The following is a 26,296-nucleotide window of genomic DNA, read 5'->3' as shown; positions in this document are numbered from 1 at the left end:
GGAAGCCAGGAGGCCTACATGTACCAGATTGAACGCGCTATTTTCGACATCCGCCGTGGATTGCCAGTGGTGGTGAATGCCAGTGGGCAGCGTTTGCTCGTGCAGGCGCTGGAAGGCAGTGAATCGGTCGAAGCGCTGGCTTTGCTAGCAGGCGAGCGGCCTTCGCTGGTGCTTACTCGTCACCGCCTGACGGCGATGGGCATGAACTTGTCCGCCGAGGCCGCCAGCCTACCGCTGGTAGCTCACATTAGCACCAATGAGCTGAATGGCTTGGCCACGGCGGAAACGCTTTCACAACCTGCGGGTGGGTTACTGAGCGGGTTAAAGCCCGCCGGAATAGCCGAACTAGGCGCCGTGACGCTGATGCGCAGAGCCCTGCTGATTCCCGCAGCGCTCTGCGCTTTTGTTAGCCAAGAGGCTACAGCGACCATTGAGCAGCAGTTGGCAGAAGGACGCCTGCTGCAAGTCAGCGCTGAAGACGCTACACAATGCCTTGCTGGGGCGCCGGGCATGCTCAAGCGGGTGAGCGAAGCGAATATCCCCCTCGAGGATGCTGCCGACAGCCGCTTTGTGCTTTTCCGTGAGCCGGACGGCCTGCGTGAGCACGTTGCTGTGGTGATCGGTAAACCGGAGCGCTGGGAAGGCGCGGTGCCGCTACGCCTGCACTCGGCGTGTTTAACCGGTGACCTGTTCGGCAGTCTGCGTTGCGATTGCGGCGAGCAGCTACGCAACGCCGTGGCGGATATTCAAGCCATGGGTGGCGGTGTGCTGCTCTATTTGGCTCAAGAGGGCCGGGGCATTGGCTTAGCCAATAAACTACGCGCCTACACCTTACAGGATGGTGGCCTGGATACCGTGGATGCGGATCAAGTACTCGGTTTTGGTGACGATGAGCGCCAGTATGCGGTGGCTGTGGATATGCTCAATGCGCTCAATATCGACCAAGTTCAACTGCTGACCAACAACCCCTTGAAGATGGAAGCGTTGCGTCAGGGTGGTATTGAAGTGGTATCACGCCAGGCGCTGTACGGCAGCGTTACCGACCACAACCAGCGCTATCTAAATGCCAAAGCCACCCGAGGCGGGCACTTGTTGGAAGATGTGCTCAGTAGCCAGCGTTAAACCGTACTAAGCGCTAAACATGAACCAACACGAACCTAGTGACGGGGCTGTCATTAGTTGGTTAGCGGTGGTAGTTGGGCGGTTTCTTTTACCACTGCTGCTAACTGTCTTGCGTAGTGTTGAACCAGTTGCTCGCCTAGTTCAGCGCTGGCTTGGCTGGCATCGCCCGCGACACCTTGGGTGCTTAAGTCTTCCGCCAGCCAGGCAAAAGCCGCAGCACCTTCTGCGCTCACTAATGCATCGCCTTGGGGCGCTGCAGGCGGGGTGGCCTGATAGCCGTCCAACTGCACCAGCGTTGGCGCTAAATAGAGCATCATAGCGGTTTCGAGCAGTCCGCCGTGTAAGCCGTAGCGCAACTCTTCAAAGGCAATCGCGCCCTCTAGCGGTGGTAGCCGTGTGTAAGTCGCTTTGACCACGCGCATACCATGCCGCCGACGCAGGGTTAACCCTGCCAAATCCATCACTGCCTTATTACCACCATGGCTGTTAATCAGCACCAGGCGGCGAATGCCGGCGTGGGCTAAGCTGTCGCCGTAGGCTTCAAGAGTAGCAATGGCCAGCGGCGCGGGTAGGCTGAGCGTGCCGGGAAAATTGGCGTGCTCGTCGCTGGCGCCCACCGCAATCGGCGGTAGGCAGATTACGTTCAGGTGGGTATCCAGCTTCTCCAACATAGCGGTTTGCAGCCCCTCGCCAATGGTCAAGTCGGTGGCTAAAGGGAGGTGAGTGCCGTGCTGTTCAATGGCCCCGAGCACCAGTACCGCTACAGGGTCGCATTGGGCGAACTCGGCTAACTGTGGAGCGGTGAGGGTTTGCCAGTGGTGAATCATAAAATGAGAAGCCTTTAGGTATTAAGCATCATTCAGAAGTAATCGATGATCCGAGCGGCAGGCGTACAGGTCACCGGAAGGCAATCCTTCGGCCCCTGTGCTTAGCCACTCGCTAACCGCTTGTGGTGTTTGCCACTCGGTCCAGCGAAAGTGGCGTTGTTCACCGGCCACCACGTTGTAGCGGTACTCGCCAAGGCGGCTTAAGTGGTTCACGCAGGCGTTGTTTATTTCCAGGGCGCCTGCCACAAACTCCACCGACAGCGCGGCCACCGGGCAACTTAGCCCCGCCAAAACCTCCGCCTCAAAACCTTCAACGTCGATTTTTATAAAGCTGGGCTCGCCATACTCGTCAATTAACGCATCCAGCGTGGTCACCGGCACCCGTAAACGCTGCTCCCACCGTACCTGACTAAAGCCTGCGTTGCGTTCGCCGATCTGCTCCCGCCACTCGGTGGCCAAGGTAGACAGGGTCGGGTTGCTGGGGCTGATCGCTATCTCAGCAAAGCCCACCGTAGGGCCCGCCGCCATCGGCAGCAGGGTAATGGTCGGCGGCTTTACCAGGCGTTTAAACCATTTGGCGAGGTCGGGCTGGGGCTCCAGCGCCACCACCTTGGCGCCGAGCGCATGAAAAGCCGCGCTACGGTCGCCTAGATGCGCGCCAATATCAAAGGCAACGGTGCCGGGTTGTATGAAAGGCTGATAGAGGCGCTGCAGGCCACGCTGACGCCCAGGCCGCCAATAAATAAACAGCGAGCGGGCTAGCCCACCCGCGCTGCGCAGTCGTCGTAGCGCCATGCGCCGCATTAGTTGGGCTCTCTGAATGGACGTGCCTTGATCCACACAGGCGCTGGCGAGATAAGGTTTGCTTGATAAGTGCTATTCGTCATCGGGATACCACACGTAATTCCAGGTTTCGCTAACTGGTTCGCCGTTTAAGGTGAGCCTTAGTCGAACATCGCTGGGTTGATCGCTGGCGGGTAGCCGGAAGCTGGCTCGCCAGCCATTGTTGGGCAGCGCGGTGACCTGGGGGAGCAGTACCTCGCCGTGTTGGGCGCTAATGTCTAACTCGACGGGCTGGTCAGCGGTGAGTTCCTCTAAGGCACCTCCCTGAAAGTCGACAATAAACTGGCGCTGGCCTTGTGAGGCAGAGTCCGCTTGCCCCGGCACCGCCGCATTGCCATGACGAGTGCGAATGGCGCGGCCAAGATTGTGCGCATCAGGCTGAGTGTTCAGCGTGTGAGTGAGATAGTGCAGGCGGCGCGATTCGCCGGCATCCAGGGTGTCGTCCGCCACCCAGTAGGCGACTATATTGTCGTGAGTCTCATCGGGGGTAGGGATTTCGACAAGTTCCACGTGGCCCGGGCCCCAATCATCCAGCGGCACAATCCATTGGCTGGGGCGACGGTGATACTGGGCTTCGGTATCCAAATAGCGGTTAAAATCCCGTTCCCGTTGCATTAATCCAAAGCCTTGAGGGGAGTCGTCTACAAAGGCGGATGTATGCAGGTGAGATGGGTTACTCAGCGGGCGCCAGATCCACTCGCCGCTACCGGCATGTATCAGTAGGCCATCGGAGTCGTGCACCTGTGGACGAAAATCGTCCGGCCGCTCGCGGCTTGCCTCACCATAAGTGAACATACTGGTGAGCGGTGCAACGCCCAGCTTGGCAATATCTTGCCGGGCAAACAGCTCCGCTTCGACCTCGACCTGAGTATTCTCACCGGGTTGGATAACAAAGCGATAGGCGCCGCTGACCGAGGGGCTATCCATTAACGCCAGCAGTTCAATCTGTTCGGCATCAGCCTCGGGTTTATAGAGCCAAAACTCGCGAAATGCCGGGAACTCTTCGCCATCTGGCGAGGCGGTATCGATCGCCAGCCCGCGAGTAGATAGTCCGTAAGCCTGGTCACGCCCGACAATGCGGAAGTAGCTGGCACCGAGAAATACACCAAATTCGTCGGCGTAGTCATCGCTGTTAAGAGGGTAGTGGAGGCGAAACCCCGCATGGCCGCTGCCGACTAAGTCTTGCTCTTTCAGTGCGGCGGCATTGCCATCGTAGGTGTAGTCCTCTGCTGAAAAGGGCAGGGGCGTTACCGTGTCGTTTTCGATAACGTTCAAGGCAATCGGGGTTTGAAACAGAAAGCCGCTATGAAATAACTGTAGGTTAAAAGGGCTCTCGTCTTTCCAGTAGGCGTGTTCGGGATCAAAGCGAATTTGCCGGTAGGTATCGTAATCAAGCTCACGCAATACCTCTGGTAAGGTCTCTTCCGGGGCTTGGTAGGTTTCTTGAGCAAGCTGTTTGGCGCGTTCAATAACCTGCCTGAAGTGCGCATCGTCTGCGGCCAACGCTGGCAAGGTCAGCGCGCAGCCAATTAACACTATCCATTTGCCAGGCCGCCACTTGGCAACCGGCTTCCTACCAACTTGATTACAACGCATGGGCGAAATCCTTTCCGGTGAGGGCCTGCAAAGCGCATGGCCTAAAGCCAAGCAAAGCGTGAAATTTTTACACAACAACTATACGATAAAATATTACAGTACATGATTATTGCGCTTTTCAGCAGCCTTATTCCTTGCTCTCTTATCTTGCGATTGGGTACAGCTACTCAACGAGACCAAGCGCTGACAGACTGTACCTTTGACACTGTAAGCTAAAGTAGGCACCTATGGGGATGCGATGAGTCGATTATTACTAATGCTTCTAACGCTGAATTTCTTACTCATCGCGCCGCTCTGGTGGCGTTTTGGCGAGATCAGCTCATATTTGCTCGCTTGGGAGGCGCTTATCATTGCGCCGCTCATGTTGCTACTTCCCGTCGGCCAAGCGCGCCGCATAGTGTCCATCGGACTCGTTAGTTGGGTGATGTTGGCAACCGCCGCGAATCTAGGCGCAGCCGCCACCCAAATGGCCTTTGCCCGGCCACTTAATCTTTATCTTGATATACCTTTGCTGCGCTCAATTTATCACCTGCTAGTAGGTAATGTAGGTCAACTGTTGGCAGTTTGCGCAATGCTGCTGGGGGTTGCCCTGCTGATAGCCATCACTCTGGTTTTGGCACGCCTGATGATGCCACCCGTTGCCTACTCTGTTAAGCGCCTGCCTGGCGTGGTCGCGTTAACGCTGCTGGTCACTGCCACTACCGGCGCGGCGCTTGAACTCAATGGAGTACGGCTGATAGAAAGCGCGCGCTTGCCAGCTGTGGACACCACGCGTTTTCAGTGGCAGCAAATTACCGATACCCACGCCGCCCGCCTCGCCTTTACTGCACAGCTGGAGGCCGCACCCATGGAGGCGCGACCACTGCCGGGATTGGCGGGGCGCAATGTACTGCTCACCTTTATTGAGTCCTACGGTATCTCGGCGCTGGAAAACCCACGTTACTCCGACGTTCTACTGCCTACTCTAGCCGAGATGCAACAGCGCCTGGGGGAGCATAACCTTCACGTGGTCTCTGGCATGTTGGCCTCACCCATTCGTGGTGGGCAGTCATGGCTAGCCCACGCGACAGCCCTCAGCGGCCGCTGGATCGACAACCAGCTGTGGTATCAGCTGATGTTGGACAGCGGCCACTCCACTTTGATCGATGATTTTCGTGCCACTGGTCAGCGAACCCTCAGTGTGATGCCCGCCATTACCCTGGCGTGGCCGGAAGGGGAGGCCTACGGTTTCGATGAAATTGCCGCAGCGAAAGATATCGCTTACGCCGGGCCTGCTCTCAACTGGGTAACCATGCCGGATCAATTCACTCTCGATTACACCCAGCGCTACTTGCTAGGTGAGACACCGGTGTTTGCCCAATTGGCACTGATCTCCAGCCATGCCCCATGGACGCCGATTCTGCCGGTACTGGACAATTGGTCATCCATTGGCGATGGGCGTATTTTTGCCCCCTGGGAGGATGCCGGTGACCCACCAGAAGTGCTGTGGCAGGACATTGAGCGCATTCGTGACCACTACGCCTGGTCGGTGGACTACGCTGTGAAAGTCACCGGCCGCTGGGCTGAACGTGTAGTGGATGATAATACCTTGATGATAGTGCTGGGGGATCATCAAGCCGCGCCGTTGATTACCGGTGACGATGCCAGCGCGGCAGTACCGGTGCATATTATTAGTGGCAACCCTGAGCTATTGGCGCCCTTTATAAAGCGTGGCTTTGTTCCCGGCACGTTGCCTACGCTCGAAGAGTCGCGCGACGCACCTAGAATGAGCCAATTACGCCACTGGCTACAAGCCGATTTTGGAGAGTTAAATGATGTTTACACCGAGGATGGTGATGAGTGAAGGGCGGAATGACTTGCGGCTTACCAAAGCCAGCTATTAGGGCGTGCCGGTGTTAGCCCTTTGCGAACATCGACCCAGCCGAGTACGCAGCGCACGCCTAGCCATACCGCTAGCAGCGGCCAGAGCAGGGTGCCGACTATCACAATGCTGAGTAAAAAGGCGATGCCGGCATAGAGCGTGCCGATCCAGAAGGTGCGGATCAGATACCGGTAGTGCTGCTGCAGCCAGGGCGCCGCTTCTTTACGATAAACATAGGCGATGATTACGCCAATCAGCAGGGTGATATTGGCAGTGACAATACCCGCTAAGTAAAGCGCGTAGATAATCTGCGGAGCGCGTATCTCATCGCGGGGTATAGGGGGTTGTGCCATCAGTTCTCTCTTTTTCAGCCTAATAAAGACGATAGTCGCGGAAGTTGGCTAGATTTTGCTGCTCCTGCACTACTTTACGGTAGCGCTTGTACTCCCATTGATACTGTGCAGGCTCCAAGGCAATCGCACTCTCGACGCTGGCATTGACGCCTGTGGCAGACTGCACATCATCGTCGCTATAGACCCGCTCGTCGGCATCCAGAAAATGGATCTCAAACCCTTTACCAGGAATACGTAGCGCGACGCCGGTGACTACCCGTGCCTGGGTGCGGGCGACCAATTTCGGCAGCAGGGTGGCGGTGTAAGCCTCGCGACCAAAGAAGGGTGCAAAAACGCCGCTGCCCCAGTCGGGCTCCTGGTCAGGTAGTATGCCAATCGCTTCGCTGCGTTTAAGCGCTTTAAGTAGTGCCGCAACGCCGCGGGGGTTGGTGGGAACCAAACTTGCCCCCATACGCTCGCGGCCATGACGAATGACGGGATCGAGGGCGGTGATTTTGGGTGGCTCGTACATGGCGGTGAAAGGGAAATGGCTCGAGAGCCAAAAGTTAAGCACCTCCCAGTTGCCGAAGTGCGGGGCAAGCACAATCACGCCGCGGCCTTCGGTGCGGGCGTTATCGAGCTTGTCGCGACCGTGCACCGCTAAAATGCTGGTCTCTACCTTGTTTGGTTCCGCCATCCAGGCGTGGCCCAGCTCCAACATCGTAGCCGTTGAGTGGCGTAAACTGTGCTGACCAAGGGTTTTACGTTCAGCAATGGAGAGGTCTGGGTAAACGATCGCTAAGTTGCGATCGGTTACCCAACGCTCACGCTTATTAAAGCGGTAAACCAGGGGGCCGAGCGCCGAAGAAATACGCCACAGGCGCGCAAGCGGCCAGCGTGACAGTTGACGCCACAGCCAACTGATCGCACTGGCTTTGGAAAAACGCCTAGCGTTATTAGCCCCCTGTGGTGTCATCGTTAAATCAACCAAGTATCTACATTGGAAGGTGCGCGCTTCTCTTGCAGCCCTTTGAAACCTTTAACACAGCGAATAATGAACCACACGGCTAGCGCCAGCAAAAGTGGGAAACCGATCACTGCAAAGAGCAATATCGAGAAAATAATGCCGTACACCAATCCTATCCAGAAGGTGCGGATCTGGTAGCGGTAGTGCTCGTCCAGCCACGTAGGGCCTTTGCCCTTATAGACATAGGCAATGACCACACCAATAATCGACGTAAAACCAAGGATAAAACTGGCCAGATAGAGCGCATAAATAACCATTGCCATGGTTGTGTCGGGCTGGGAGCTCTGCTCTTCGCTTACGACTTGGCCGTCGAGTGGGGATTCACTTTCGTTATCAAGCATAACGTTTCCTTTCATTCAATTGTATAGATGCTGAAGTGGGTGATGGTGCTTGGCACATCAGTGCGCGCTATTTAAGCGCGATATATAATACCTTGATTCATTAGACTTAGCATTAACGCGAAGAGGGGCGGCAAATCTCTAGCAGGTTACCGTCCGGGTCACGCAGATAAATCGACTCAATCGGGCCTGTGGCGCCTTGGCGGGCGACGGGGCCTAGCTCTACGTCTATCGCCAGCGCATCTAAATGCTGCTTGAACTCATCCAGCGGCAGCTGGCAGCGCAGGCATAAGTCCAGGCTGCCAGGGGTGGGTGTGGCTGAAATGGGGGCAATATCGGTGTCGGTTTGATGTAGGCGAAGTGCCGTATCACCGAGCATTAAATCGACCCGTTGGGCATCGCGATAGCGCACGTCTAGGCCCAAAACACGTGAGTAAAAATCGACTGCGCGACCCATATCGGTCACGGTTACAACAAGATGATCCAGACCTGATAGCATGCCACCTTCCTTAATACGTAACGATAAGCCAGAGAATACGATGATGCGCTGCTGTCCGCTCTGTGTGGAGCCCACTACTGCGCCCTACCACCGGGATCGGCGTCGTGACTACTACCAGTGTGCCACGTGCAAGCTGGTATTTGTCCCCCCCGAGCAGCATTTAAGCGCCGCTGCAGAAAAGGCCGAATACGATAAACATCAAAACTCGCCGCATGATACGGGATACCGGCGCTTTTTAGGGCGTTTATTTACCCCGCTGTTAGCTAAGCTCGAACCCAACGCCCGCGGTCTTGATTTTGGTTCAGGGCCAGGGCCGACGCTGTCGGTTATGTTCGCAGAGCAGGGGCACCCGATGGCTATTTACGACCTTTTTTACGCCCCCGATGCCTCAGTTTTGACACAAATATATGATTTTATCACCGCCACAGAAGTTGTTGAGCACTTGGCGCAGCCCGGCAAGGTGCTTACGCAGTTGGCGGATCAGCTCTCGCCAGGTGGCTATCTGGGCTTAATGACCAAGCGCGTCACTTCGCCGGAGGCTTTTGCCCGCTGGCACTATATTAGCGACCCCACCCATATCAGCTTTTTTAGTGAGGAGACCTTCCGTTGGTGGGCACAAAAGAATAGTTTAGTAGTGGAATTTCCTGGGCCAGACACGGTTATTCTACACAAAACGCTAACGTGAATAATTATAACGTTAGAAAAGCATTGACTTTGCCCCCTTTGGGGTAATAATTGCGCGCCGCTATCCCGGCCTGACTCGATGTGCCAGGTGAGATGACGGTTCCTGTGAACACGCTTAGTAGCGTTTTTACGCCTGTTTTCAGTCCTTTGTTTCACCACTTTTAGGCAAGACGAGGTTTTCATGTCGCGGCAACTGCTAGCCATGGCGCTGGCGCCCCTGTTAGGGCTCTTCATTCTCGGGATTGGCAACGGTTTTCTTGCCACCTTAATTACCGTGCGCTTGGATGCTGCCGGTGAGTCGGCCACGGTCATCGGTATTGTCTCGTCGGCTTACTTTATCGGTTTAGCGTTGGGCGCAATGGTGAATGACCGCCTGTTGCTGCGCATTGGCCATATTCGCGCTTACGGCAGTTTTGCCTCATTAGTGGCCGTCACGGTGCTGCTGCAAGGCTTGTTCTTCGACCCCTGGGCCTGGTTTGTACTGCGCCTTATCGGCGGCTGGGCCACGGTTGGGGTTTATCTGGTTATCGAAAGCTGGCTGCTCACGTCAGGCGACCAGAAGGTTCGCGGCCGCCTGCTGGCGCTTTATATGATTTCACTTTACGCCGCCGGTGTATTGGGCCAACTGCTGCTGGGTGTTACCAACGCCATGGGCGTCACTGCGCCCTTTATGGTGATTGGGCTACTGGCCTCGCTCTCTGTGCTACCTATGGCGATGATTCCTCGCGTGTCACCGATTATGGAGCACGCCGAACCGCTTCCCCCGCACCGTTTGATCACCCTGACGCCCACCGGTGTGATGGGTAGTTTAGGCTCTGGGATGGTGGTAGCCGCAGCGTACACACTGCTCCCGCTCTATTTACAGCGTATTGGCATGAGTGTCAGTCAGGTGGGGCAGATGATGGCGGTGGTGATTATGGGCGCGATGCTGCTGCAGTACCCGATTGGCCGTTGGTCGGATCGCCATGACCGACAAATGGTACTGATTGGCATTAGCGGTTTCTGCGTGCTGATCTCGGCGGCGATGCTTTGGCTGCCGCTCTCTACGCCGCTGTTGGCGGTACTGCTATTCTTGCTTGGCGGTGGGGTATTTGCGCTCTACCCGGTGGCGGTGAGCCACGCCGCCGACCGCGCCCCCGCAGGGGCGCTGGTGCGTATGAGCCAGGGCCTGTTGCTGATCAACTCCATTGGCGCCACGATCAGCCCGCTAATGATTTCTCCGGTGATGACCGCGATGGGCGATGCGGGTCTGTTTTGGGCCTTCGGCTCACTAAGTCTGTTCTTTGTTATGTTCTTCTCCTGGCGGCGTAGCGTGCGCCCGGCGCCTGTGCCTGTGGCACCCTTTACGCCGACTACGCCAATGACCGCTGCTGGTGCTGAGCTGGTGGTCACCGAGGAGTTGATGCAGGGGGCACTGGAGCACGAGCACTTGGAGGATCTCTCAGATGCCGTATGGGACGTCGACGCCGCTGAACCGGTGGTAGGGCCGCCTGCGGAAGATGAGAGCCATATCACTTATTATGATGATGTGGAGCAAGCAAGTGAGCGAAAGTAAAGACGGGTGAGGACGCTAATCATAGCGGGTGATACCTTGGGCTAATGGTGTGGGCAAGAGAGTGTTACTACTATCAAGGGTACACTTTCAAACAATTGTTTAATTTTCAGCCCGAGGTTCGCTATGAATGTTTACGCCGCACCGGTACGCGATTTGCGCTTTGTGCTTGAAGAGCTGCTAGCGCACCGTTCGCTTAGCCTGCCGGGCTTTGAAGAGGCCACGCCAGACTTGGTCGAGGCGGTACTCGAAGAGGCCGCAAAACTGGCCGGTGACATTTGGGGCCCGCTTAATAAGATTGGTGATCAGCAAGGGGCCAAGCGCCACTCCGATGGCAGTGTGACGACGCCAGAAGGCTTCGCGACGGCTTACCAGGCTTATGTCGAGGGTGGCTGGAACGGTATTGGTGTATCAGAAGCACTAGGTGGTCAGAACCTGCCAGAAGTGGTTGCCAGTGCGGTGCAGGAGATGCTTCACGGTGCCAATATGGCGCTGGGGCTCTGCCCCATGCTGACCGCTGGCGCTATCGAAGCGCTGGCCCATCACGGTAGCGATGCGCTCAAAGCGACCTACTTGCCCAAACTGGTGGAAGGCACCTGGACGGGCACTATGAACCTGACCGAATCCCAAGCGGGCTCGGATCTCTCCCAAGTACGCACTCGCGCGGTACCTGAAAACGACCATTACCGCATCAGCGGCCAGAAGATCTATATCACCTGGGGCGAACACGATGCCGCCGAAAATATTATCCATCTTGTGCTAGCCCGCAAACCCGATGCGCCGGAAGGCAACAAAGGTATTTCCCTGTTTCTGGTACCCAAGTTCCTGATCAATGAAGACGGCTCCTTGGGCGAGCGCAACGACGTCACCTGCGCCTCTATCGAGCACAAACTGGGCATTCATGGCTCGCCCACCTGCACCCTGAGCTTTGGTGAAAACGGCGGGGCGATTGGCTACCTTGTTGGCGAAGAAGGGCGTGGCCTTAATCATATGTTTACCATGATGAACGAGGCGCGTCACAAAGTCGGTATTCAGGGTATTGGCGTGGCCGAACGTGCCTGCCAGCACGCCTTTGCCTATGCGTTGGAGCGTCACCAAGGGCGCTCTCCCAAAACCCGTGGCGGCGCTGAATGCAGTATCAGCGATCATTTAGACGTGCGCCGCATGCTGCTCTCCATGCGCTCACGTACCGATGCACTGCGTGCGCTGGCGCTCTACTGCGCTGCCGAGTTGGATACTGCCCGCCACGCTGAAAGTAACGAAGCCCGCCAAACCGCCCAGGCCCGCGCGGATATTTTGATTCCAGTGATCAAAAGCTTCTCTACCGATCAGGCAGTGGATATCGCCTCCATGGGGATTCAGGTGCACGGTGGGATGGGCTATGTGGAAGAGACCGGAGCAGCGCAGCTACTGCGCGATGCTCGCATTGCGCCTATTTACGAAGGCACCAACGGTATTCAGGCACTCGACTTGGCGGGACGTAAACTCCAGCGTGACAATGGCGAAGCGCTCGCTGCGCTGCTTCACGACGTTTCCGCCACCGTGGAGCAACTCAATGCCGACCCCGCTTTGTCAGCGTTGGGCAGTAGTTTGGCCGCAGGGCTTGAGGATTTGAAAGCTGCCCAGACAATTGTGCAGGAACAAGGCAGTGACCCTGAAATCGGCGCAGATGCGGTGCAGGCTTACGCAACGCCGTTCCTGAACTTGGCGGGCCACGTGCTGTGTGCTTGGCAGATGGGGCTGGCGGCTCTCAGCGCCCATGCTGCCCTTAACAACGGCAGTGATGATCCCTTCTATACTGCCAAGATGCGCAGCGCCGAATTTGCCATCACTCAATGGCTGCCGGTAGGCCGCGCCCAGCGCACGGTGATTGAGGCGGGTATGCAGTGCTTAAGCGATTTTGAGGTTCACTAACGCTAATTTGCAGCTTCACGCCGCCGCCTCTTGAGGCGGCGGCGCTGTTTCTAAGCGATCAAAACAACCATTTTAAACAAACTCTTAAAACGAACGCTTTCAAAAACATCAACAAAAGTCAGGAGCCGACCATGACCGCTATCTTTGAGCAAGGCTTGCCCAAAACTGTTGCCAACCACGTGCCGCTTTCACCGCTGACCTTTATCGAGCGCTCGGCGTCGATCTATCCCGATTACCCGGCGGTGGTACATGGCAGTACGCGACGCACCTGGAGCGAAACTTGGTCGCGCTGCCGCCAGCTTGCCTCGGCGCTCGAAAAGCGGGGCATTCAGCCGGGCCAGACAGTGGCGGCGATGCTGCCCAATATCCCCGCCATGTTTGAAGCACACTTTGGCGTGCCGCTGGCCGGCTGCGTGCTTAATACGCTGAATATTCGCCTGGATGCTGAGGCGATCAGCTATATGCTGGAACATGGCGAGGCCAAAGCCATTCTGGTCGACCCCGAGTTTGCTGAGGTCATCCAGCAAGCGGTTGCCAAGCTACCCCACAAGCCGCTTATCATCGATGTGACCGATGTGGAGTTTCTTGGTGAGACCCCGAGCATTGGGGAAGTGGAGTACGAAGCGCTGCTTCAAGAGGGCGACGCTGACTTTGCCTACCAGCTTCCTGCCGATGAGTGGGATGCGATCTCGCTCAACTATACCTCTGGCACCACCGGCAAACCCAAGGGCGTGGTCTACCACCACCGCGGCGCTTACCTCAATGCGGTGAGCAATATCATGGAGTGGGCGATGCCCCACCACCCGATCTACCTGTGGACGCTGCCGATGTTCCACTGCAACGGCTGGTGCTTCCCATGGACGATTGCCGCCAACGCCGGGGTAAACGTGTGTCTGCGCCGCGTCGATCCTAAAAAGATCATGCAGCTCATTGCCGAAGAGAAGGTCACCCACTTCAGCGGGGCGCCGATTATTCTTAATGGCCTCGTGAACCTGCCTGCGGAAGATAAGCATCAGTTCGATCATCCGGTCAAAGTCACCACCGCCGGTGCCGCGCCGCCTGCCTCGGTGATCGCCGGGGTGGAGAAGCTGGGCATTGAGGTAACCCACGTTTATGGCCTGACGGAAGTCTACGGGCCGGTAACCGTCTGCGCATGGCGGGAAGCGTGGGATGAATTGCCGCTGGAAGCACGAGCCAAAATTAAAGCCCGCCAGGGGGTGCGCTACCACATGCTCGAAGCGCTGTGCGTGGCTGATCCGCTCACCATGGAGACAGTGCCCAAGGATGGCCAAACCATGGGTGAGATACTCATGCGCGGCAATAACGTTATGAAGGGCTATTTAAAGAACCCGGAAGCCACCGAGCAGGCGCTGGAGGGCGGCTGGTACCACACCGGCGACCTGGCGGTTTGGCATCCGGATGGCTATATCGAGATTAAAGACCGCTCCAAGGACATCATTATTTCTGGCGGTGAAAATATCTCCACCATCGAGGTGGAGGACGCTATTTATGGCCATCCCGCCGTTGAAGAGGCCGCGGTGGTCGCTAAGCCCGACGAGAAGTGGGGTGAAACGCCCTGTGCCTTTGTGAAGCTCAAAGTCGGTTACGGCGAAGTCACCGAAGCTGACATTATCGCTCACTGCCGCGAACATTTGGCGGGCTACAAAGTCCCCAAAACGGTTATTTTCAGCGAGCTACCCAAAACCTCGACAGGCAAGATCCAAAAGTTCGTACTGCGTGAAGAAGCTAAAAACCATTGATAACCCTAGTGTAGCGATAATCGATAGAGGAGAGAGTGCATGAGTGACCAACTTGTTGGCGTTGTAGGAGCCGGTACCATGGGGCAGGGGATCGCTCAGGTAGTGGCTGCTAGTGGCTTTAACGTGTGCCTTTACGATGTGGCCGAAGAGCAGCTTGGCCGTGCCAAAACGAACATCGATAAAGGCTTGGGTAAGTTGGTCGCTAAGGAGAAAATCAGCGAATCGGATAAAAGCGCCGCTCTAGCCCGTCTATCTACCACAACCACGCTGAGTGCCCTAGGCGACTGCGCAATTATTATCGAGGCCGCACCCGAACAGCCTGAACTCAAAGAGAAGTTGTTTCGCGATCTAAGCCGCTTGAGCAGCACCGCTATTCTGGCCTCCAACACCTCGTCGCTGTCGCTCACTCGCTTGGCAGCGGTGTGCGATCACCCCGAGCGCGTAGTGGGCATGCACTTCTTTAACCCAGTGCCAGTGCTCAAACTGGTGGAAGTGATTCGTGCCGAACAAACCTCGGACGCTACCGTGGCCGAGATTGAAACCCTAGCTAAAGCGTTGGGTAAAACTGCTGTGCCGGTAGGCGACGCGCCGGGCTTTGCGGTAAATCGCCTGCTGGTGCCCATGATCAATGAGGCAGCGTTTATCGTGCAGGAGGGCACCGCAACGCCGGAAGCGGTTGATAACGCTATGAAACTAGGAGCGGCTCACCCCATGGGGCCGCTGGCACTGGCGGATTTAATCGGGCTGGATGTGTGCCTGGCGATTATGGACGTGCTGCAAGAGGGCTTTGGCGACCCCAAATATCGCCCCTGTCCACTGCTTAAGCGCATGGTCGCAGCGGGCTACCTAGGCCGTAAAAGTGGGCGCGGCTTCTACTCTTACGATTAGCTTGTACTGAAGGGAAGAGTGCGGCGTAAAGAAGTGATTGCCACTCAACCAAGCGTTCGCTAGGGTTGAGTGGTGTTCACTTTAATGTTCCATAACAAATCAAATAAGGAGTCCGCCATGAGCGAAGCAGTCATCGAGAAGGTTGATAACGACGGGATGGTGCGTCTGACCATCAATCGTCCCAAAGCACTGAATGCGTTAAACAGCGAAGTGCTTTCCGCACTGGAAGCGCACTTAGTAGAGCTTGAGGCTCACCCGAACCTACGCGCCGTGCTGATTACCGGTGCGGGCGAGAAGTCTTTCGTCGCGGGTGCTGATATCACTGAAATGCGTGAAAAAACGCCCGAAGAAGCGCGAGCTTTCGCCAGCCAAGCGCTGCGTACTATTAAACGCCTAGAGACTCTCCCCGTGCCGGTGGTCGCGCTGGTGAACGGGTTTTGCCTTGGCGGCGGCTGCGAATTGGCGCTGGCCTGCGACTGGGCCGTAGCCAGTGACAACGCCGTATTCGGCCAGCCGGAAGTACTGCTGGGCGTCATCCCCGGCTTTGGCGGCACCCAACGGTTACCGCGTCGTGTTGGCCCTGCAATGGCGATTGACTTGGTGACTACCGGGCGCAAAATCGATGCCCAAGAGGCGCTACGTATCGGCCTAGTCAATCGCGTGATGCCGCAAGCGGAGCTGGAAAGCTACGCTGAAGAGCTCACCAAGCAACTGAAAGGCAACGGCCCGCAATCAGTGCGTGGTGCCAAGCAGGCCGTTCACGATGGTATGGATCAGGATCTGGATAGTGCACTGGCACTGGAAACCAGCTTGTTCGCCTTCTGCTTTGCCGGTGACGAGCAGAAAGAGGGCATGTCAGCCTTTGTTGAAAAGCGTAAACCTAACTTCTAAACCACGCCTCATTCCAGCTTTACTTATTTAGGGGGTGGCGCTTACGTCACCCCCGTTTTATTCTCGAAACCTAACCATTACCTTCAAGAGAATCGCCAATATGCAATGGGCCGCATTCATCCTCGCCGCACTAGGTTTTGCCTATCTTCCTGGGCCTGCAATGCTGTATACCGCAGCGCAAACCCTGGGGCGTGGCCGACGAGCAGGATGGTTAGCGGTCATGGGTGTGCATATGGGCTGCTACGTTCATGTGGTGGCGGCCGCATTGGGCTTGGCGCTGCTGTTTGCAGCGATTCCGCCTGCTTATATCGCCATGAAAATCATCGGTGGGCTTTATTTACTCTGGATGGGACTGAGGCTATGGCAGCAGGGCATTCGTGCCCATAATGATGAGGTGCCGCTGGCAACCACTAAACGCGTGCTTCGCGACAGTTTTTTGGTGGAGGTGCTCAACCCTAAAACCGCGCTTTTCTTTGTCGCGTTTCTGCCTCAATTCGTGCAGCCCGAGAGCGCTATGCCGGTAGCGTGGCAACTGCTCTGGCTAGGTATCGCCACTAATGTGCTGTTCTCATCAGCGGATGTTGTGGTGGTGCTGCTGGCCAGCCCGTTGCGTGAGTGGTTACAAAAATCCCATGGCTCCTCTCGGCTCATTCAGCGCATTGGCGGTGGCGTATTAATGGGATTAGGCGGTAATACACTGGCTCAGGCAGCACGTTAAGGTGGCTGCCTAATTGATCGGCTAATTCGATTTCCCACATAAGGAGCGCTGCATGTTTGATCTCTATATTGCCAACAAGAATTACTCTTCTTGGTCGCTGCGCCCTTGGGTGCTGATGAAAGCGCTGGAGATTCCGTTTAACGAACACCTGATGCCGTTCGAGGGTGGTTTGGGTGCAAGCCATGCCACCTTCATTCGCTTCTCACCTTCAGGTTTGGTGCCCTGCTTGGTGGATGTGACGGATGAAGGCGAGCTGGCGGTGTGGGACTCCCTGGCGATTATCGAGTATCTGGCCGAGCAGCACGCTAATGTTTGGCCGAGTGATAAAACCGCCCGCGCCTGGGCGCGCTCAGCCACAGCAGAGATGCACAGCGGCTTTAGCGCCCTGCGCGACGAGTGTCCAATGAACTGCGGTATGCGGGTGGAATTGAATAGCTTATCGGCCAATCTTAAGGCCGATGTGGCACGCTTGGATGCGCTATGGCAGCAGGGGATTGAGCGCTTTGGCGGGCCGTTTTTAGCGGGTGAGCACTTCTCAGCAGTAGATGCGTTTTATGCGCCTGTGGCGTTTCGCGTGCAGACATTCAACCTGCCGATCCATGAGAAATCCCAGGCATATGTCGAGCGCTTGCTAGCGCTGCCAGCAATGCAAACTTGGTATCAAGCCGCGCTCGAAGAGCCATGGCATGAGCCCATGCACGAGGCCGATACGCTGAAAAATGGCACAGTCACGGACGATCACCGCAAAGCTTAACCTGTCAGACTATTCACCAGAGACACCCGGCATCGGGTACACTGACGCAAATTTCGTTTGGACATTTTCATGGCTCTTAGTGCAACGCCCTACAAAGTTGATATCAATCTGACCGATCTGGATCGCGGGGTGTATGAAACGCTGCGCTTTACCGTGGCTCGCCATCCGTCAGAGACCGAAGAGCGCATGACCGCGCGCTTGCTTGCTTATGTGTTGTGGTACAGCGAGACGCTGGCCTTCGGGCGTGGGCTTTCAGATGTAGATGAACCGGCACTGTGGGAGAAAAGCCTAGACGGTCGCCTACTGCACTGGATCGAAGTGGGTTTGCCCGATGCCGAGCGGATTACCTGGTGCTCACGTAGGGCAGAGCGCGTGTCGCTACTTGCTTACGGCCGGGTAGAGCAATGGGAGAGTAAAGTGTTGCCCAGCGTGGCATCACTGAAAAATGTGCATGTGGCGGGGCTGCCACAAGAGGCCCTAGCGATTATCGCTAAAGACCTGCCTCGGGCGATTAACTGGGCAGTAATGATCAGCGAAGGATCGTTGTTTATTACTGATGAAAACGGCCAACATGAAATCACTCCGCAGTGGCTGCTGCGCGACAGATAGTGATTCAACTAAGTCATTGGCCTACCAACTTTCGTCTAGTCGACTACGCTAATAAATCTAAACAAATGACAGCAGAAGGGGTGGCCTACGAGCCACCCTTTGATGTTAGTGACTTAGCTCTTTTCTGTAGAAGACTGTAAAAGTATGCTTGCTATCTTTTTGCACAATTACATACAATCAACAATGTTTGTTGATGTTCTTCAAAAGTGGCCTCAAAAAAACACTCCCCAGGACAATCTCAAGGAACGAGCAATGAAAGGTACCTCCCCTCTACGATGGCAGCTGCTACCGCTAGTGGCTGTAGTAACCCTGCTGTCAACGCTGGCACAAGCCGACGATAGTGTCCTCTCGATTAAGCACGCAAATGATGGCATGGCCAGCAGCGATGATGGCCACTTTACCAGTGGCTTTGAGATTAATTGGACGTTTCAGCCTGAAGCACAAAGCTGGACGCAACGCTTGGCCACCGCTTTACCCGATAGCCTTATTGGCAGCGCTGATATGGCAGCTTTTCGTTTGGTGCATCAGATTTATACGCCAAACAATATTGAGCAGCGTGGACTGATTGAAGATGATCGCCCCTACGCCGGGATTGTTTACGGCGGTATCTCACTTTACGAAGACGTGCCCATGGGCAATTGGCGCCAAGCGACTGACCTGCACCTGGATATTGGTTTGGTAGGGCCTTCGTCGCTTGCCGATAGCATTCAACGCGAAGTGCACCGCATCACCGAAAGCGACCGCCCCAGCGGTTGGGATAACCAGCTTGGCGATGAAGCCATCGTCAACGTCGCCATGCGTCGCCAGTGGTGGTATAGCTCCCCTTTGATGGGTAAGCAGTTTGCCCATGGCCCCAGCGTTAGCGCCGCTTTGGGCAACCTTTACACCTATGCAAGCGCCGGGTATAGCGTTCGCTGGGGTGATGAGGCGCCTAGCATTCCTACGCTAACGCCAAGCCCTGGTAGCCGCTACCACATGACCGGTAAAGAGGGGTGGCAGTGGTACCTGTTTGCCAGCGTAGACGGTTACTACATGGCGCAAAACCTGACGCTTGACGGCAATACGTTTAGAAATAGCCACTCGGTTGATCGCAAAGAGTGGGTAGGCGACGTATCAGCAGGGCTGGCGCTGGCCTGGGAAGATTGGCAAGTCACTTACGCGGCAGTTCAGCGCTCACGTGAATTTGACGGCCAGGAAGAGCAGGATAAATTCGGCTCTATCACGCTATCTAAGCGCTTCTAAACGGTTAGGTGAAATGAGGTGAGTAGAAGCGCCCAACGGGAAAGGAGTATTGCTTATGGCTAACAAGTATCCTCACACTCCCGATGGACGCTATTTTGTCGCCAAAAATCGGCTTTGGCGCTGCACTGACCCGCGTTTAGATGAAGACGAAAAGCGAACCCATATCAAAGCATTGATGAAAGCCCGCAGGGCGGTCAGAACAGCCCAGCAGCAAGACGATGAAGACGCGCTGCGCCAAGCCCGCAACGCGGTGCAAAGCGCTAAAGAAGCCCTCGGCGAGCGTGGCCCGGTATGGTGGGATGATGACGCCCCCGATGAAGGCGGTTTGGCGCCCCATAACAGTTCCTATGCCGAGTGGTGGGAGAGTAAACGGCAGCTCCCCTAATTTATATTAATTTATAATTCACGGTTGGGGCTTGCGGTGTTACGCTCTGCCGCTTTCCACGCATACTAAGGGCAACCTGTGAAGATCAAAGCAGACCTCTCCATTTTAGATATCATTGGCCATCTACTTGTCTGGGTGGTGTTGAGTATTATCACGTTTGGCATAGCGTTATTTTTCTTTCCCTATTCGTTTGCGCGGTTTGTCATCAATCGCACATCGCTAGTTGATGCCAGCACTGGCGTCGAGCGAAAAATGGTTTGCGATATCAACCTGTTCAGCAATATCGGCCATATCATCCTATGGATGTTGATTTCGCTGGTCACCTTTGGTTTAGGGTATATTTTCTACTTCTATCGAGTTTGGAATTACGCGTTGAATAACTCGCGGATTGAGTCAGTTTAGTTTTTCTCGTTAAACAGAACTCGGCTTGGAGTATTGATGCTGCACCGGGGCCTACGCTGAGAGTTCAAGCGTAGGCCCTTTTTTGGGTGACTAATTACTCGCTATCAGCCAGCTTATCTTGTGTGCGAAGCTCAAAGTCGCTGGCATCATGACGTTCATGCAACTGCTCGTGCGGCTCGCCAAAAGAGCGGTTGACCATACGGCCACGTTTAACGGCGGGACGTTCATCAATCTCTTCAGTCCAGCGCAGAACGTTCTTGTAGGTATGGGCTTCCAAGAATTCAGCCGCTTCGTAAACGCGATTTTTCACTAGTGCGCCATACCAAGGGTGAATCGCCATATCGGCAATGGTGTACTCATCACCCGCCATAAAGCGGTTTTCCGCCAAGTGGCGGTCAAGCACATCAAGCTGGCGTTTTACTTCCATGGTGTAGCGGTCAATCGGGTACTGATACTTTTCCGGTGCGTAAGCGTAAAAGTGGCCAAAGCCACCGCCTAACATCGGTGCGCTGCCCATTTGCCAGAACAGCCAGGAGAGACACTCGGTGCGTTTCGCCGGGTCGCTGGGTAAGAACTCGCCAAATTTTTCAGCCAAATAGAGCAGGATTGCGCCAGACTCAAACACCCGCTGGGGGGGATTGGTAGAGTGATCCATTAGGGCGGGAATTTTGGAGTTGGGATTCACCTCGACGAAGCCACTGCTGAACTGATCGCCTTCGCCAATTTGGATCAGGTAAGCGTCGTATTCGGCACCAGCTACGCCTTTCTCCAACAGCTCTTCAAGCATCACGGTGACTTTGACACCGTTAGGCGTGGCCAGGGAGTAGAGCTGAAGAGGGTGTTTGCCTACCGGCAGCGCTTTGTCATGGGTAGGGCCTGCAATTGGGCGATTGATATTGGCAAATTTACCGCCGTTGCCAGGTTCCCACTTCCAAACACGCGGGGGTGTATAGGTATTGTCGCTCATTCGTTTCCTCGCTATAAATGGTTTATCGATAATGCTGCGGCTATTATTCGTGGCAGAGGGTGATTAGCCTGATAATAAAGTAGCTCATTTTCTTCAGAGGTGACGGATGCGTGTTATTGGTGTGTTGGGCGGTATGAGCTGGGAGTCGACCCAAGGCTATTACCGAGCCCTAAACGAGGGCGTAAAAGCAGCGCTGGGCGGATTTCATTCGGCTAAGATCGTGCTGGTTAGCGTCGACTTTGCCGACATTGAAGCGCTGCAACAGCAGGGCGATTGGCACGCCGCTGGTGAACAACTGGGCAACGCTGCCCAAAGTGTTGAGCGCGCGGGCGCCGACTGCCTGCTGATTGCCACCAATACCATGCATAAAGTGGCGCCCGCTATTGAGCAGGCGATTACGATTCCGCTACTGCATATTGCTGATGCCACCGCTGAACAGCTTACCGCTGACGGAATCACTCGTGTCGGCCTATTGGGAACGCGCTTTACCATGGAGCAGGACTTTTATATCGGCCGCTTGGAAAAGCAGTTCGGTATTGAGGTCGTGGTGCCCGATCAGTCTGAGCGCGACACTATTCATCGGGTGATCTTTGATGAACTCTGCCAGGGTCGAGTAGAAGATGTATCGCGGCAGCGCTACCTGGCCATCATTGATTCCCTGCATGCCCAAGGAGCCCAGGCGGTGATTTTAGGCTGTACTGAAATCGCTATGCTGGTGAACCAGCGTGATACCACAGTACCTCTTTACGACACCACCGCTCTGCATGCCCAGAGAGCGGTGGCGTGGGCACTAAATGATTAATCTAGGTAACGACGCTTAGACCAGTGTCAGGGTGACATTAATATTGCCACGGGTGGCATTGGAATAGGGGCAGACAACATGGGCTTTCTCGACCAACTGCTGGGCAACGTCTTGCTCAAGGCCGGGCAGACTGATTTTTAGCTCGACTTCGATGCCAAAGCCGGTAGGAATGGCGCCGATACCTACGTGGCCATCAATTTTCGTATCCTGAGGAAGCTTTACTTTCTCCTGGCCAGCGACATGCTTAAGCGCACCTAAAAAGCAGGCCGAGTAGCCAGCAGCAAATAGCTGCTCAGGATTGGTGCCATCACCGCCTGCGCCGCCCAGCTCTTTGGGCGTGCTGAGTTTAACATCCAGCGCGCCATCGGACGATTTGGCCTGGCCTTCACGGCCGCCAGTAGCAGTGGCGTGGGCACGATAAACAACGTTTTCAATAGTGGTCGTCATTCTGTATCTCCTGTCGGTGTTTTCATTATGAATCTGCGCTATTAACTTAGCGCAGCTTTATTTTGCGCGCAATATAAATGGTAAATAAATCTCTATGCCCTGCGCTAGAAAGCGAAGGCTATTGGTTCTTTTGCAGGCTATCACGCAGCCGCACTAAGTCCTCTTTCAGCGTGGTCAGTGCCTCGATCGATTGCTCGCTGGCATGCACCACACAGCTTGGAATATGGCACGCCTGTTCGCGCAACGCTTTGCCTTTTTCAGTGAGATAAAGCTCGACCACGCGTTCGTCTTCGTGGCTGCGTTTGCGATTCAACAACTGATCGGCTTCAAGGCGCTTGAGCAGTGGCGTCAGTGAGCCAGGATCGGTTAGTAGGCGCTTACTCATTGTGCCTACCGTGATGCCATCGTTTTGCCACAGCACTAGCATCGCCAGGTATTGCGGGTAAGTAAGTCCCAGCTTTTTGAGCAAGGGTTTATAAACTTTGGTCATCATCAACGAGGTTGAATAGAGCGCAAAGCAAAGTTGGTGATCGAGCTCTAATTCGCTACAAGATGGTTGCACAAGTATGGTTCCGATCCGAAATACATCGCCTAATGTAGCGCGGGAAGCAGTTAGTGGCTATCCCTAGACGTTGGTCGTAAGTTGGCAGTTTTGTTTTGACACGCACAAGGCGGGTAGCTAGCCTTCGCATACTCAATGTTACCGGTAACAAATTGCCGTTCATTGAATCGGCCATTAACAACATCGCTATTAACGACTCAGCTATTAACAACCCAGTCATTAACAACAATGAGTATTTGGAGACAACGCTATGACCTCTATTTGGCGCAACACGCTGACCTTAGTCGGCGCGACCACCCTGACATTTGGTATGGCCCATGCCCAAAGCCCGGAGCTCTCTGATCCGCCTGAAATTGAAGGCGAGGTAGTCGGCGACCACGGCTCGCATACTTTGCGCATGGGGATCGGCCTGGCGGAAAGCTCTCCGCAGTACCTATCCAGCCAATACTTTGGTGAGATTCTGGAGCAGCGCACCGACGGCCGCATTACGGTTAACGTTTTCCCTAACAGTCAGTTAGGCGACGACGTTCAAATGATGGAAATGCTGCAAACCGGTACGCTGGATATGACCTATCCCTCTAGCTCGGCGACCACTGGTTACGTTGAAGAACTGGCCGCTTTTGATCTGCCCTTCCTGCTACCTAGTCGTGAAGCCGCTGTAGCGGTCATGCAGAGCGATGTTGCCCAGGACATGCTGGACGCCTTTGAAGGCACCGGTCTGAAAGCACTCGCTTTCTCTGAAAATGGCTATCGTCAGCTTTCGAACAGCGCTCGACCGGTGGCTAGTCCTGATGACGTTGCAGGTCTAGATGTGCGCGGTTTAAGCGTTCGTACCATGGAAAACCCGGTACACCTAGCGATTTGGGAAGCCTTAGGTGCCAACCCCACGCCAATGGCCTTTGGTGAGCTGTTCTCCGCCATGGAACAGGGCGTGGTTGATGGTCAGGAAAACCCCTGGAGCACCATCCTGACCTCTAACTTCAACGAAGTGCAGGACTATGGCACTGAAACACGCCACGTCTATACTCCCTTTATCATGATGCTTTCCGAGCGTACTTGGGATCGCATGGCGCCTGAGTATCAAGAGTTGGTGCTGGAAGCCGCTCGCCAGTCCGCTGAATATGAAATTCAGCTGTCTGCTGAGTATGATGACTGGTCTCGGGATCAGCTAGCAGAGCGAGGAATGGAAATTACTCGCCTGGACGACGAGCAGTTAGCCGCGTTCCAAGATGCCGTTCAACCGGTTTATGAAGAGTGGGCGCCGCGTATTGGCGAAGACCTGATCGCCGACATTCAAAAGATCGTTGAAGAGAGCAGCAACTAAACCTTACGTTTAGCGCACCGTTGGGCAGGCCATCGAGCCTGCCCAACGTGTCAGTGCTTCTGGAGCTCCTATGTCACTCTCCTCTACACCCCCAAATACCCCCACGCCGATTGAAGATCCATCGGTGTATCTGGATGACCCCAATCGCAAGTTGCTGGAAATCGATACCGATACCCGCCAAGGCCCTGCACTGTTCCGCTGGCTAACCTTAGGTATGGAGTATCTTATCGGCGTTATTTTAGTGGCGTTGATTGTGTCCGTTTCTTGCAACGTGGTAGGGCGCGCGCTGTTTAATTACTCACTGCCCTGGGCCGATGAGCTGGCGCGCATGCTGTTTATATGGCTGGTGTTTATCGGGGCCGCTGCGGCGTTTTCCCGTTACGAGCACATTGCCGTTGATGCCTTAGTACGGCGCTTGCCGCTGCGCTTGGCACACATGCTCTATTTACTGCAGCACCTAATTATTACCGGCCTAATGGTGGTAATGATTTGGGGTGGCTACCAAGTGCTGTCGCGTTCAAGCGGGCGCTCAGCGATTATGGATGTGCCATTGAGTTTTATCAGCCTTTCTCTGGTGCTGTGTGTCATCTTTATTGCGGTGGTAGCGGTGTGGCGAATGTGGGTCAGCCTTAACGTTATTCGCCACTCTGAGCGGGAGCGCTAATCATGCTATGGATTTTCCTGGCCATTTTATTGGTCTCTATCGTTATTGGGCTGCCCATTGCCTTTGGTTTAGGCGTGGCGGCGCTGGTCATGGCGGTACTCTCAGATATTCCGCTGTCGATTATGATCGAGCAGTCGATTCGTGGGGTGAACAGCTTTCCGCTGCTCGCCATTCCGTTCTTTATTTTAGTCGGTGAGGTGATGAGTAATGGCGGTATTGCTCGTCGCTTGATGGAACTGGCTGGCGCTATGGTCGGCTTTATGCGCGGCGGGCTAGGGCAGGTTGCCATTACCGGTTCGATGTTCTTTGGCGGCATCAGTGGGTCAGCGGTGGCCGATACGGCCGCTACTGGTGCGATGATGATTCCCTCTATGAAAGAGCAGGGCTACACCGCAGCTAATGCTACCGCAATCAATACCGTGTCGTCGGTGATCGGAATTATTATTCCGCCCTCCATCCCGCTGATTCTGTACGGCATCGTCACTGAAACCTCGATTAGCCGCCTGTTTATAGCCGGTATCATTCCAGGGCTGTTGATTGGCTTTGCGCTGATGGTGACCACCTATATTCTTGCCAAAAAGGATGGCGGCGGCGTGCAGCAGTTCCGCTGGGATCGTCTCTGGAAAGCCTTCAAAGATGCTTGGCTTGCACTTGTTCTGCCGGTCATCGTGATTGGCGGTATTATTGGCGGCGTATTTACCGCCACCGAAGCGGCCGTGGCGGCACTGCTTTATGCGCTGGCTATTTCGCTGGTGGTTTACCGTGAGTTCAAGATCAAAGAGCTCGGCGGTATGCTGATTCGCACTGCTCGTTTGACCGGCATGGTGATGATGCTGCTAGCGTTTGCGACGGTTATTGCTTGGTTCCTTACCATCAATATGGTGCCACAAACCCTGGTCAGCCAAGTGCAAGCGATAACTCAAGATCCGTTTATGCTGCTGCTGATTGTGGCGACTTTGCTGCTGTTGGTAGGTTTCGTAATGGACTTAACGCCGGCCATGGTCATCATGGCGCCCATGCTGGCACCGATCGTGACTTCGGTAGGTGTTGATGCCGCTTACTTTGGCGTACTGATGGCGTTTGTATTGGGCATTGGGCTGCTAACCCCGCCGGTAGGTACCTGCCTTTACGTAGGTTGTGGTGTGGGTAAAGTCTCCATGGAGTCGTTAGTCAAAGCCATGCTGCCTTACTATGTGGCGCTCTTAGTCGTGCTGGTAATTCTGATCGCTTTCCCTGGCATCGTGACTTGGCTGCCTGATCTTACCGCCGTGCGCGGCAATTAAGGT

The 26,296-nt window shown here is 55.2% G+C and carries 28 protein-coding genes; 18 read left to right on the top strand and 10 right to left on the bottom strand.

What is annotated here, in order from left to right; all coding sequences use genetic code 11:
- Window positions 1-18 precede the first annotated feature (18 nt).
- Window positions 19-1,122, top strand: a complete 1,104-nt coding sequence (gene ribA, locus HALA3H3_RS01120; RefSeq protein ID WP_022520537.1) for a GTP cyclohydrolase II RibA — start codon at window positions 19-21, stop codon at window positions 1,120-1,122.
- A gap of 53 nt (window positions 1,123-1,175) precedes the next feature.
- On the opposite strand, the gene HALA3H3_RS01115 is transcribed toward ribA, so the two are convergent.
- The 3 genes from HALA3H3_RS01115 to HALA3H3_RS01105 form a co-directional block, all read right to left on the bottom strand.
- Window positions 1,176-1,949 (bottom strand): creatininase family protein, encoded by a 774-nt coding sequence (locus tag HALA3H3_RS01115; protein ID WP_022520536.1) that lies wholly within the window; start codon window positions 1,947-1,949, stop codon window positions 1,176-1,178.
- Window positions 1,950-1,970: 21 nt separating this feature from the next.
- Window positions 1,971-2,753, bottom strand: coding sequence for an FkbM family methyltransferase (locus HALA3H3_RS01110; RefSeq protein WP_022520535.1), 783 nt, complete (start codon window positions 2,751-2,753; stop codon window positions 1,971-1,973).
- 72 nt (window positions 2,754-2,825) lie between these two features.
- On the bottom strand, window positions 2,826-4,388 hold the full coding sequence (locus HALA3H3_RS01105; RefSeq protein WP_022520534.1) for a glucan biosynthesis protein: 1,563 nt from the start codon (window positions 4,386-4,388) through the stop codon (window positions 2,826-2,828).
- 238 nt (window positions 4,389-4,626) lie between these two features.
- Between HALA3H3_RS01105 and HALA3H3_RS01100 the strand changes: the two genes are divergently transcribed.
- Complete coding sequence (locus HALA3H3_RS01100; protein ID WP_022520533.1) at window positions 4,627-6,231, top strand: alkaline phosphatase family protein; 1,605 nt, start codon at window positions 4,627-4,629, stop codon at window positions 6,229-6,231.
- A gap of 20 nt (window positions 6,232-6,251) precedes the next feature.
- Here the strand turns inward: HALA3H3_RS01100 and HALA3H3_RS01095 are convergent, their stop codons facing one another.
- From HALA3H3_RS01095 to HALA3H3_RS01080, 4 genes are all read right to left on the bottom strand, one after another.
- Window positions 6,252-6,602 carry a DUF4870 family protein gene (locus HALA3H3_RS01095; protein ID WP_022520532.1) on the bottom strand — a complete coding sequence of 117 codons (351 nt, stop codon included), beginning with the start codon at window positions 6,600-6,602 and terminating at the stop codon, window positions 6,252-6,254.
- Window positions 6,603-6,621: 19 nt separating this feature from the next.
- Entirely contained in the window at window positions 6,622-7,557 is a 936-nt protein-coding gene (locus tag HALA3H3_RS01090) for a lysophospholipid acyltransferase family protein (RefSeq protein WP_022520531.1), read from the bottom strand.
- A 2-nt stretch (window positions 7,558-7,559) separates the two neighbouring features.
- On the bottom strand, window positions 7,560-7,949 hold the full coding sequence (locus HALA3H3_RS01085) for a DUF4870 family protein (protein WP_022520530.1): 390 nt from the start codon (window positions 7,947-7,949) through the stop codon (window positions 7,560-7,562).
- 112 nt (window positions 7,950-8,061) lie between these two features.
- A complete protein-coding gene (locus HALA3H3_RS01080; protein WP_022520529.1) occupies window positions 8,062-8,445 on the bottom strand; it encodes a VOC family protein in 384 nt (127 codons plus the stop codon).
- A gap of 40 nt (window positions 8,446-8,485) precedes the next feature.
- Here HALA3H3_RS01080 and HALA3H3_RS01075 point away from each other — a divergent pair, with 40 nt between their 5' ends.
- From HALA3H3_RS01075 to HALA3H3_RS01020, 12 genes are all read left to right on the top strand, one after another.
- The gene (locus tag HALA3H3_RS01075) at window positions 8,486-9,130 is read left to right on the top strand and encodes a class I SAM-dependent methyltransferase (RefSeq protein WP_022520528.1); all 645 of its coding nucleotides are present in this window, start codon (window positions 8,486-8,488) and stop codon (window positions 9,128-9,130) included.
- A 180-nt stretch (window positions 9,131-9,310) separates the two neighbouring features.
- A complete protein-coding gene (locus HALA3H3_RS01070) occupies window positions 9,311-10,684 on the top strand; it encodes an MFS transporter (protein ID WP_009287257.1) in 1,374 nt (457 codons plus the stop codon).
- Between the two features lie 123 nt (window positions 10,685-10,807).
- Window positions 10,808-12,595, top strand: a complete 1,788-nt coding sequence (locus HALA3H3_RS01065) for an acyl-CoA dehydrogenase (RefSeq protein ID WP_022520527.1) — start codon at window positions 10,808-10,810, stop codon at window positions 12,593-12,595.
- Between the two features lie 131 nt (window positions 12,596-12,726).
- The gene (locus HALA3H3_RS01060; protein ID WP_022520526.1) at window positions 12,727-14,355 is read left to right on the top strand and encodes an acyl-CoA synthetase; all 1,629 of its coding nucleotides are present in this window, start codon (window positions 12,727-12,729) and stop codon (window positions 14,353-14,355) included.
- 39 nt (window positions 14,356-14,394) lie between these two features.
- Window positions 14,395-15,243 (top strand): 3-hydroxybutyryl-CoA dehydrogenase, encoded by an 849-nt coding sequence (locus HALA3H3_RS01055; RefSeq protein WP_022520525.1) that lies wholly within the window; start codon window positions 14,395-14,397, stop codon window positions 15,241-15,243.
- Window positions 15,244-15,360: 117 nt separating this feature from the next.
- Window positions 15,361-16,134: an enoyl-CoA hydratase-related protein gene (locus HALA3H3_RS01050; RefSeq protein WP_022520524.1), complete on the top strand. Its 774-nt coding sequence runs from the start codon at window positions 15,361-15,363 to the stop codon at window positions 16,132-16,134.
- Between the two features lie 100 nt (window positions 16,135-16,234).
- Window positions 16,235-16,852, top strand: coding sequence for a LysE family translocator (locus tag HALA3H3_RS01045; RefSeq protein WP_022520523.1), 618 nt, complete (start codon window positions 16,235-16,237; stop codon window positions 16,850-16,852).
- Between the two features lie 52 nt (window positions 16,853-16,904).
- A complete protein-coding gene (locus HALA3H3_RS01040; protein ID WP_022520522.1) occupies window positions 16,905-17,606 on the top strand; it encodes a glutathione S-transferase family protein in 702 nt (233 codons plus the stop codon).
- A 69-nt stretch (window positions 17,607-17,675) separates the two neighbouring features.
- Window positions 17,676-18,215 carry a YaeQ family protein gene (locus HALA3H3_RS01035; protein ID WP_022520521.1) on the top strand — a complete coding sequence of 180 codons (540 nt, stop codon included), beginning with the start codon at window positions 17,676-17,678 and terminating at the stop codon, window positions 18,213-18,215.
- Window positions 18,216-18,467: 252 nt separating this feature from the next.
- Window positions 18,468-19,457 carry a lipid A deacylase LpxR family protein gene (locus HALA3H3_RS01030; RefSeq protein WP_022520519.1) on the top strand — a complete coding sequence of 330 codons (990 nt, stop codon included), beginning with the start codon at window positions 18,468-18,470 and terminating at the stop codon, window positions 19,455-19,457.
- A 55-nt stretch (window positions 19,458-19,512) separates the two neighbouring features.
- The gene (locus HALA3H3_RS01025) at window positions 19,513-19,842 is read left to right on the top strand and encodes a hypothetical protein (protein WP_022520518.1); all 330 of its coding nucleotides are present in this window, start codon (window positions 19,513-19,515) and stop codon (window positions 19,840-19,842) included.
- A gap of 78 nt (window positions 19,843-19,920) precedes the next feature.
- A complete protein-coding gene (locus HALA3H3_RS01020) occupies window positions 19,921-20,244 on the top strand; it encodes a DUF6693 family protein (RefSeq protein WP_022520517.1) in 324 nt (107 codons plus the stop codon).
- Between the two features lie 94 nt (window positions 20,245-20,338).
- Here the strand turns inward: HALA3H3_RS01020 and yghU are convergent, their stop codons facing one another.
- Window positions 20,339-21,211 (bottom strand): glutathione-dependent disulfide-bond oxidoreductase, encoded by an 873-nt coding sequence (gene yghU, locus HALA3H3_RS01015; RefSeq protein ID WP_022520516.1) that lies wholly within the window; start codon window positions 21,209-21,211, stop codon window positions 20,339-20,341.
- Window positions 21,212-21,317: 106 nt separating this feature from the next.
- On the opposite strand from yghU, the gene HALA3H3_RS01010 reads away from it, so the two are divergent.
- Window positions 21,318-22,013 carry an aspartate/glutamate racemase family protein gene (locus HALA3H3_RS01010; RefSeq protein WP_022520515.1) on the top strand — a complete coding sequence of 232 codons (696 nt, stop codon included), beginning with the start codon at window positions 21,318-21,320 and terminating at the stop codon, window positions 22,011-22,013.
- Between the two features lie 15 nt (window positions 22,014-22,028).
- Here HALA3H3_RS01010 and HALA3H3_RS01005 read toward each other — a convergent pair whose 3' ends face one another.
- Entirely contained in the window at window positions 22,029-22,460 is a 432-nt protein-coding gene (locus HALA3H3_RS01005; protein WP_022520514.1) for an organic hydroperoxide resistance protein, read from the bottom strand.
- Window positions 22,461-22,578: 118 nt separating this feature from the next.
- Window positions 22,579-23,022, bottom strand: coding sequence for a MarR family winged helix-turn-helix transcriptional regulator (locus HALA3H3_RS01000; protein WP_022520513.1), 444 nt, complete (start codon window positions 23,020-23,022; stop codon window positions 22,579-22,581).
- 250 nt (window positions 23,023-23,272) lie between these two features.
- Between HALA3H3_RS01000 and HALA3H3_RS00995 the strand changes: the two genes are divergently transcribed.
- The 3 genes from HALA3H3_RS00995 (at window position 23,273) to HALA3H3_RS00985 (ending at window position 26,293) form a co-directional block, all read left to right on the top strand.
- Window positions 23,273-24,346, top strand: coding sequence for a TRAP transporter substrate-binding protein (locus HALA3H3_RS00995; RefSeq protein ID WP_009287266.1), 1,074 nt, complete (start codon window positions 23,273-23,275; stop codon window positions 24,344-24,346).
- Window positions 24,347-24,416: 70 nt separating this feature from the next.
- Window positions 24,417-25,010, top strand: coding sequence for a TRAP transporter small permease (locus tag HALA3H3_RS00990; RefSeq protein WP_009287267.1), 594 nt, complete (start codon window positions 24,417-24,419; stop codon window positions 25,008-25,010).
- A gap of 2 nt (window positions 25,011-25,012) precedes the next feature.
- The gene (locus HALA3H3_RS00985) at window positions 25,013-26,293 is read left to right on the top strand and encodes a TRAP transporter large permease (protein WP_009287268.1); all 1,281 of its coding nucleotides are present in this window, start codon (window positions 25,013-25,015) and stop codon (window positions 26,291-26,293) included.
- Window positions 26,294-26,296 lie beyond the last annotated feature (3 nt).

It is taken from the genome of Halomonas sp. A3H3 (assembly GCF_000982975.1).
Lineage (GTDB): Bacteria > Pseudomonadota > Gammaproteobacteria > Pseudomonadales > Halomonadaceae > Vreelandella > Vreelandella titanicae.
Note: the sequence above shows the minus strand (reverse complement) of the source record. Positions and strands in the feature narration are given on the sequence as shown.

Coding starts and splice junctions, on each gene's coding strand:
- ribA (WP_022520537.1), top strand. CDS start 19: ATGTACCAGATTGAACGCGCTATTTTCGACATCCGCCGTGGATTGCCA.
- HALA3H3_RS01115 (WP_022520536.1), bottom strand. CDS start 1,949: ATGATTCACCACTGGCAAACCCTCACCGCTCCACAGTTAGCCGAGTTC.
- HALA3H3_RS01110 (WP_022520535.1), bottom strand. CDS start 2,753: ATGCGGCGCATGGCGCTACGACGACTGCGCAGCGCGGGTGGGCTAGCC.
- HALA3H3_RS01105 (WP_022520534.1), bottom strand. CDS start 4,388: ATGCGTTGTAATCAAGTTGGTAGGAAGCCGGTTGCCAAGTGGCGGCCT.
- HALA3H3_RS01100 (WP_022520533.1), top strand. CDS start 4,627: ATGAGTCGATTATTACTAATGCTTCTAACGCTGAATTTCTTACTCATC.
- HALA3H3_RS01095 (WP_022520532.1), bottom strand. CDS start 6,602: ATGGCACAACCCCCTATACCCCGCGATGAGATACGCGCTCCGCAGATT.
- HALA3H3_RS01090 (WP_022520531.1), bottom strand. CDS start 7,557: ATGACACCACAGGGGGCTAATAACGCTAGGCGTTTTTCCAAAGCCAGT.
- HALA3H3_RS01085 (WP_022520530.1), bottom strand. CDS start 7,949: ATGCTTGATAACGAAAGTGAATCCCCACTCGACGGCCAAGTCGTAAGC.
- HALA3H3_RS01080 (WP_022520529.1), bottom strand. CDS start 8,445: ATGCTATCAGGTCTGGATCATCTTGTTGTAACCGTGACCGATATGGGT.
- HALA3H3_RS01075 (WP_022520528.1), top strand. CDS start 8,486: ATGATGCGCTGCTGTCCGCTCTGTGTGGAGCCCACTACTGCGCCCTAC.
- HALA3H3_RS01070 (WP_009287257.1), top strand. CDS start 9,311: ATGTCGCGGCAACTGCTAGCCATGGCGCTGGCGCCCCTGTTAGGGCTC.
- HALA3H3_RS01065 (WP_022520527.1), top strand. CDS start 10,808: ATGAATGTTTACGCCGCACCGGTACGCGATTTGCGCTTTGTGCTTGAA.
- HALA3H3_RS01060 (WP_022520526.1), top strand. CDS start 12,727: ATGACCGCTATCTTTGAGCAAGGCTTGCCCAAAACTGTTGCCAACCAC.
- HALA3H3_RS01055 (WP_022520525.1), top strand. CDS start 14,395: ATGAGTGACCAACTTGTTGGCGTTGTAGGAGCCGGTACCATGGGGCAG.
- HALA3H3_RS01050 (WP_022520524.1), top strand. CDS start 15,361: ATGAGCGAAGCAGTCATCGAGAAGGTTGATAACGACGGGATGGTGCGT.
- HALA3H3_RS01045 (WP_022520523.1), top strand. CDS start 16,235: ATGCAATGGGCCGCATTCATCCTCGCCGCACTAGGTTTTGCCTATCTT.
- HALA3H3_RS01040 (WP_022520522.1), top strand. CDS start 16,905: ATGTTTGATCTCTATATTGCCAACAAGAATTACTCTTCTTGGTCGCTG.
- HALA3H3_RS01035 (WP_022520521.1), top strand. CDS start 17,676: ATGGCTCTTAGTGCAACGCCCTACAAAGTTGATATCAATCTGACCGAT.
- HALA3H3_RS01030 (WP_022520519.1), top strand. CDS start 18,468: ATGAAAGGTACCTCCCCTCTACGATGGCAGCTGCTACCGCTAGTGGCT.
- HALA3H3_RS01025 (WP_022520518.1), top strand. CDS start 19,513: ATGGCTAACAAGTATCCTCACACTCCCGATGGACGCTATTTTGTCGCC.
- yghU (WP_022520516.1), bottom strand. CDS start 21,211: ATGAGCGACAATACCTATACACCCCCGCGTGTTTGGAAGTGGGAACCT.
- HALA3H3_RS01010 (WP_022520515.1), top strand. CDS start 21,318: ATGCGTGTTATTGGTGTGTTGGGCGGTATGAGCTGGGAGTCGACCCAA.
- HALA3H3_RS01005 (WP_022520514.1), bottom strand. CDS start 22,460: ATGACGACCACTATTGAAAACGTTGTTTATCGTGCCCACGCCACTGCT.
- HALA3H3_RS00995 (WP_009287266.1), top strand. CDS start 23,273: ATGACCTCTATTTGGCGCAACACGCTGACCTTAGTCGGCGCGACCACC.
- HALA3H3_RS00990 (WP_009287267.1), top strand. CDS start 24,417: ATGTCACTCTCCTCTACACCCCCAAATACCCCCACGCCGATTGAAGAT.
- HALA3H3_RS00985 (WP_009287268.1), top strand. CDS start 25,013: ATGCTATGGATTTTCCTGGCCATTTTATTGGTCTCTATCGTTATTGGG.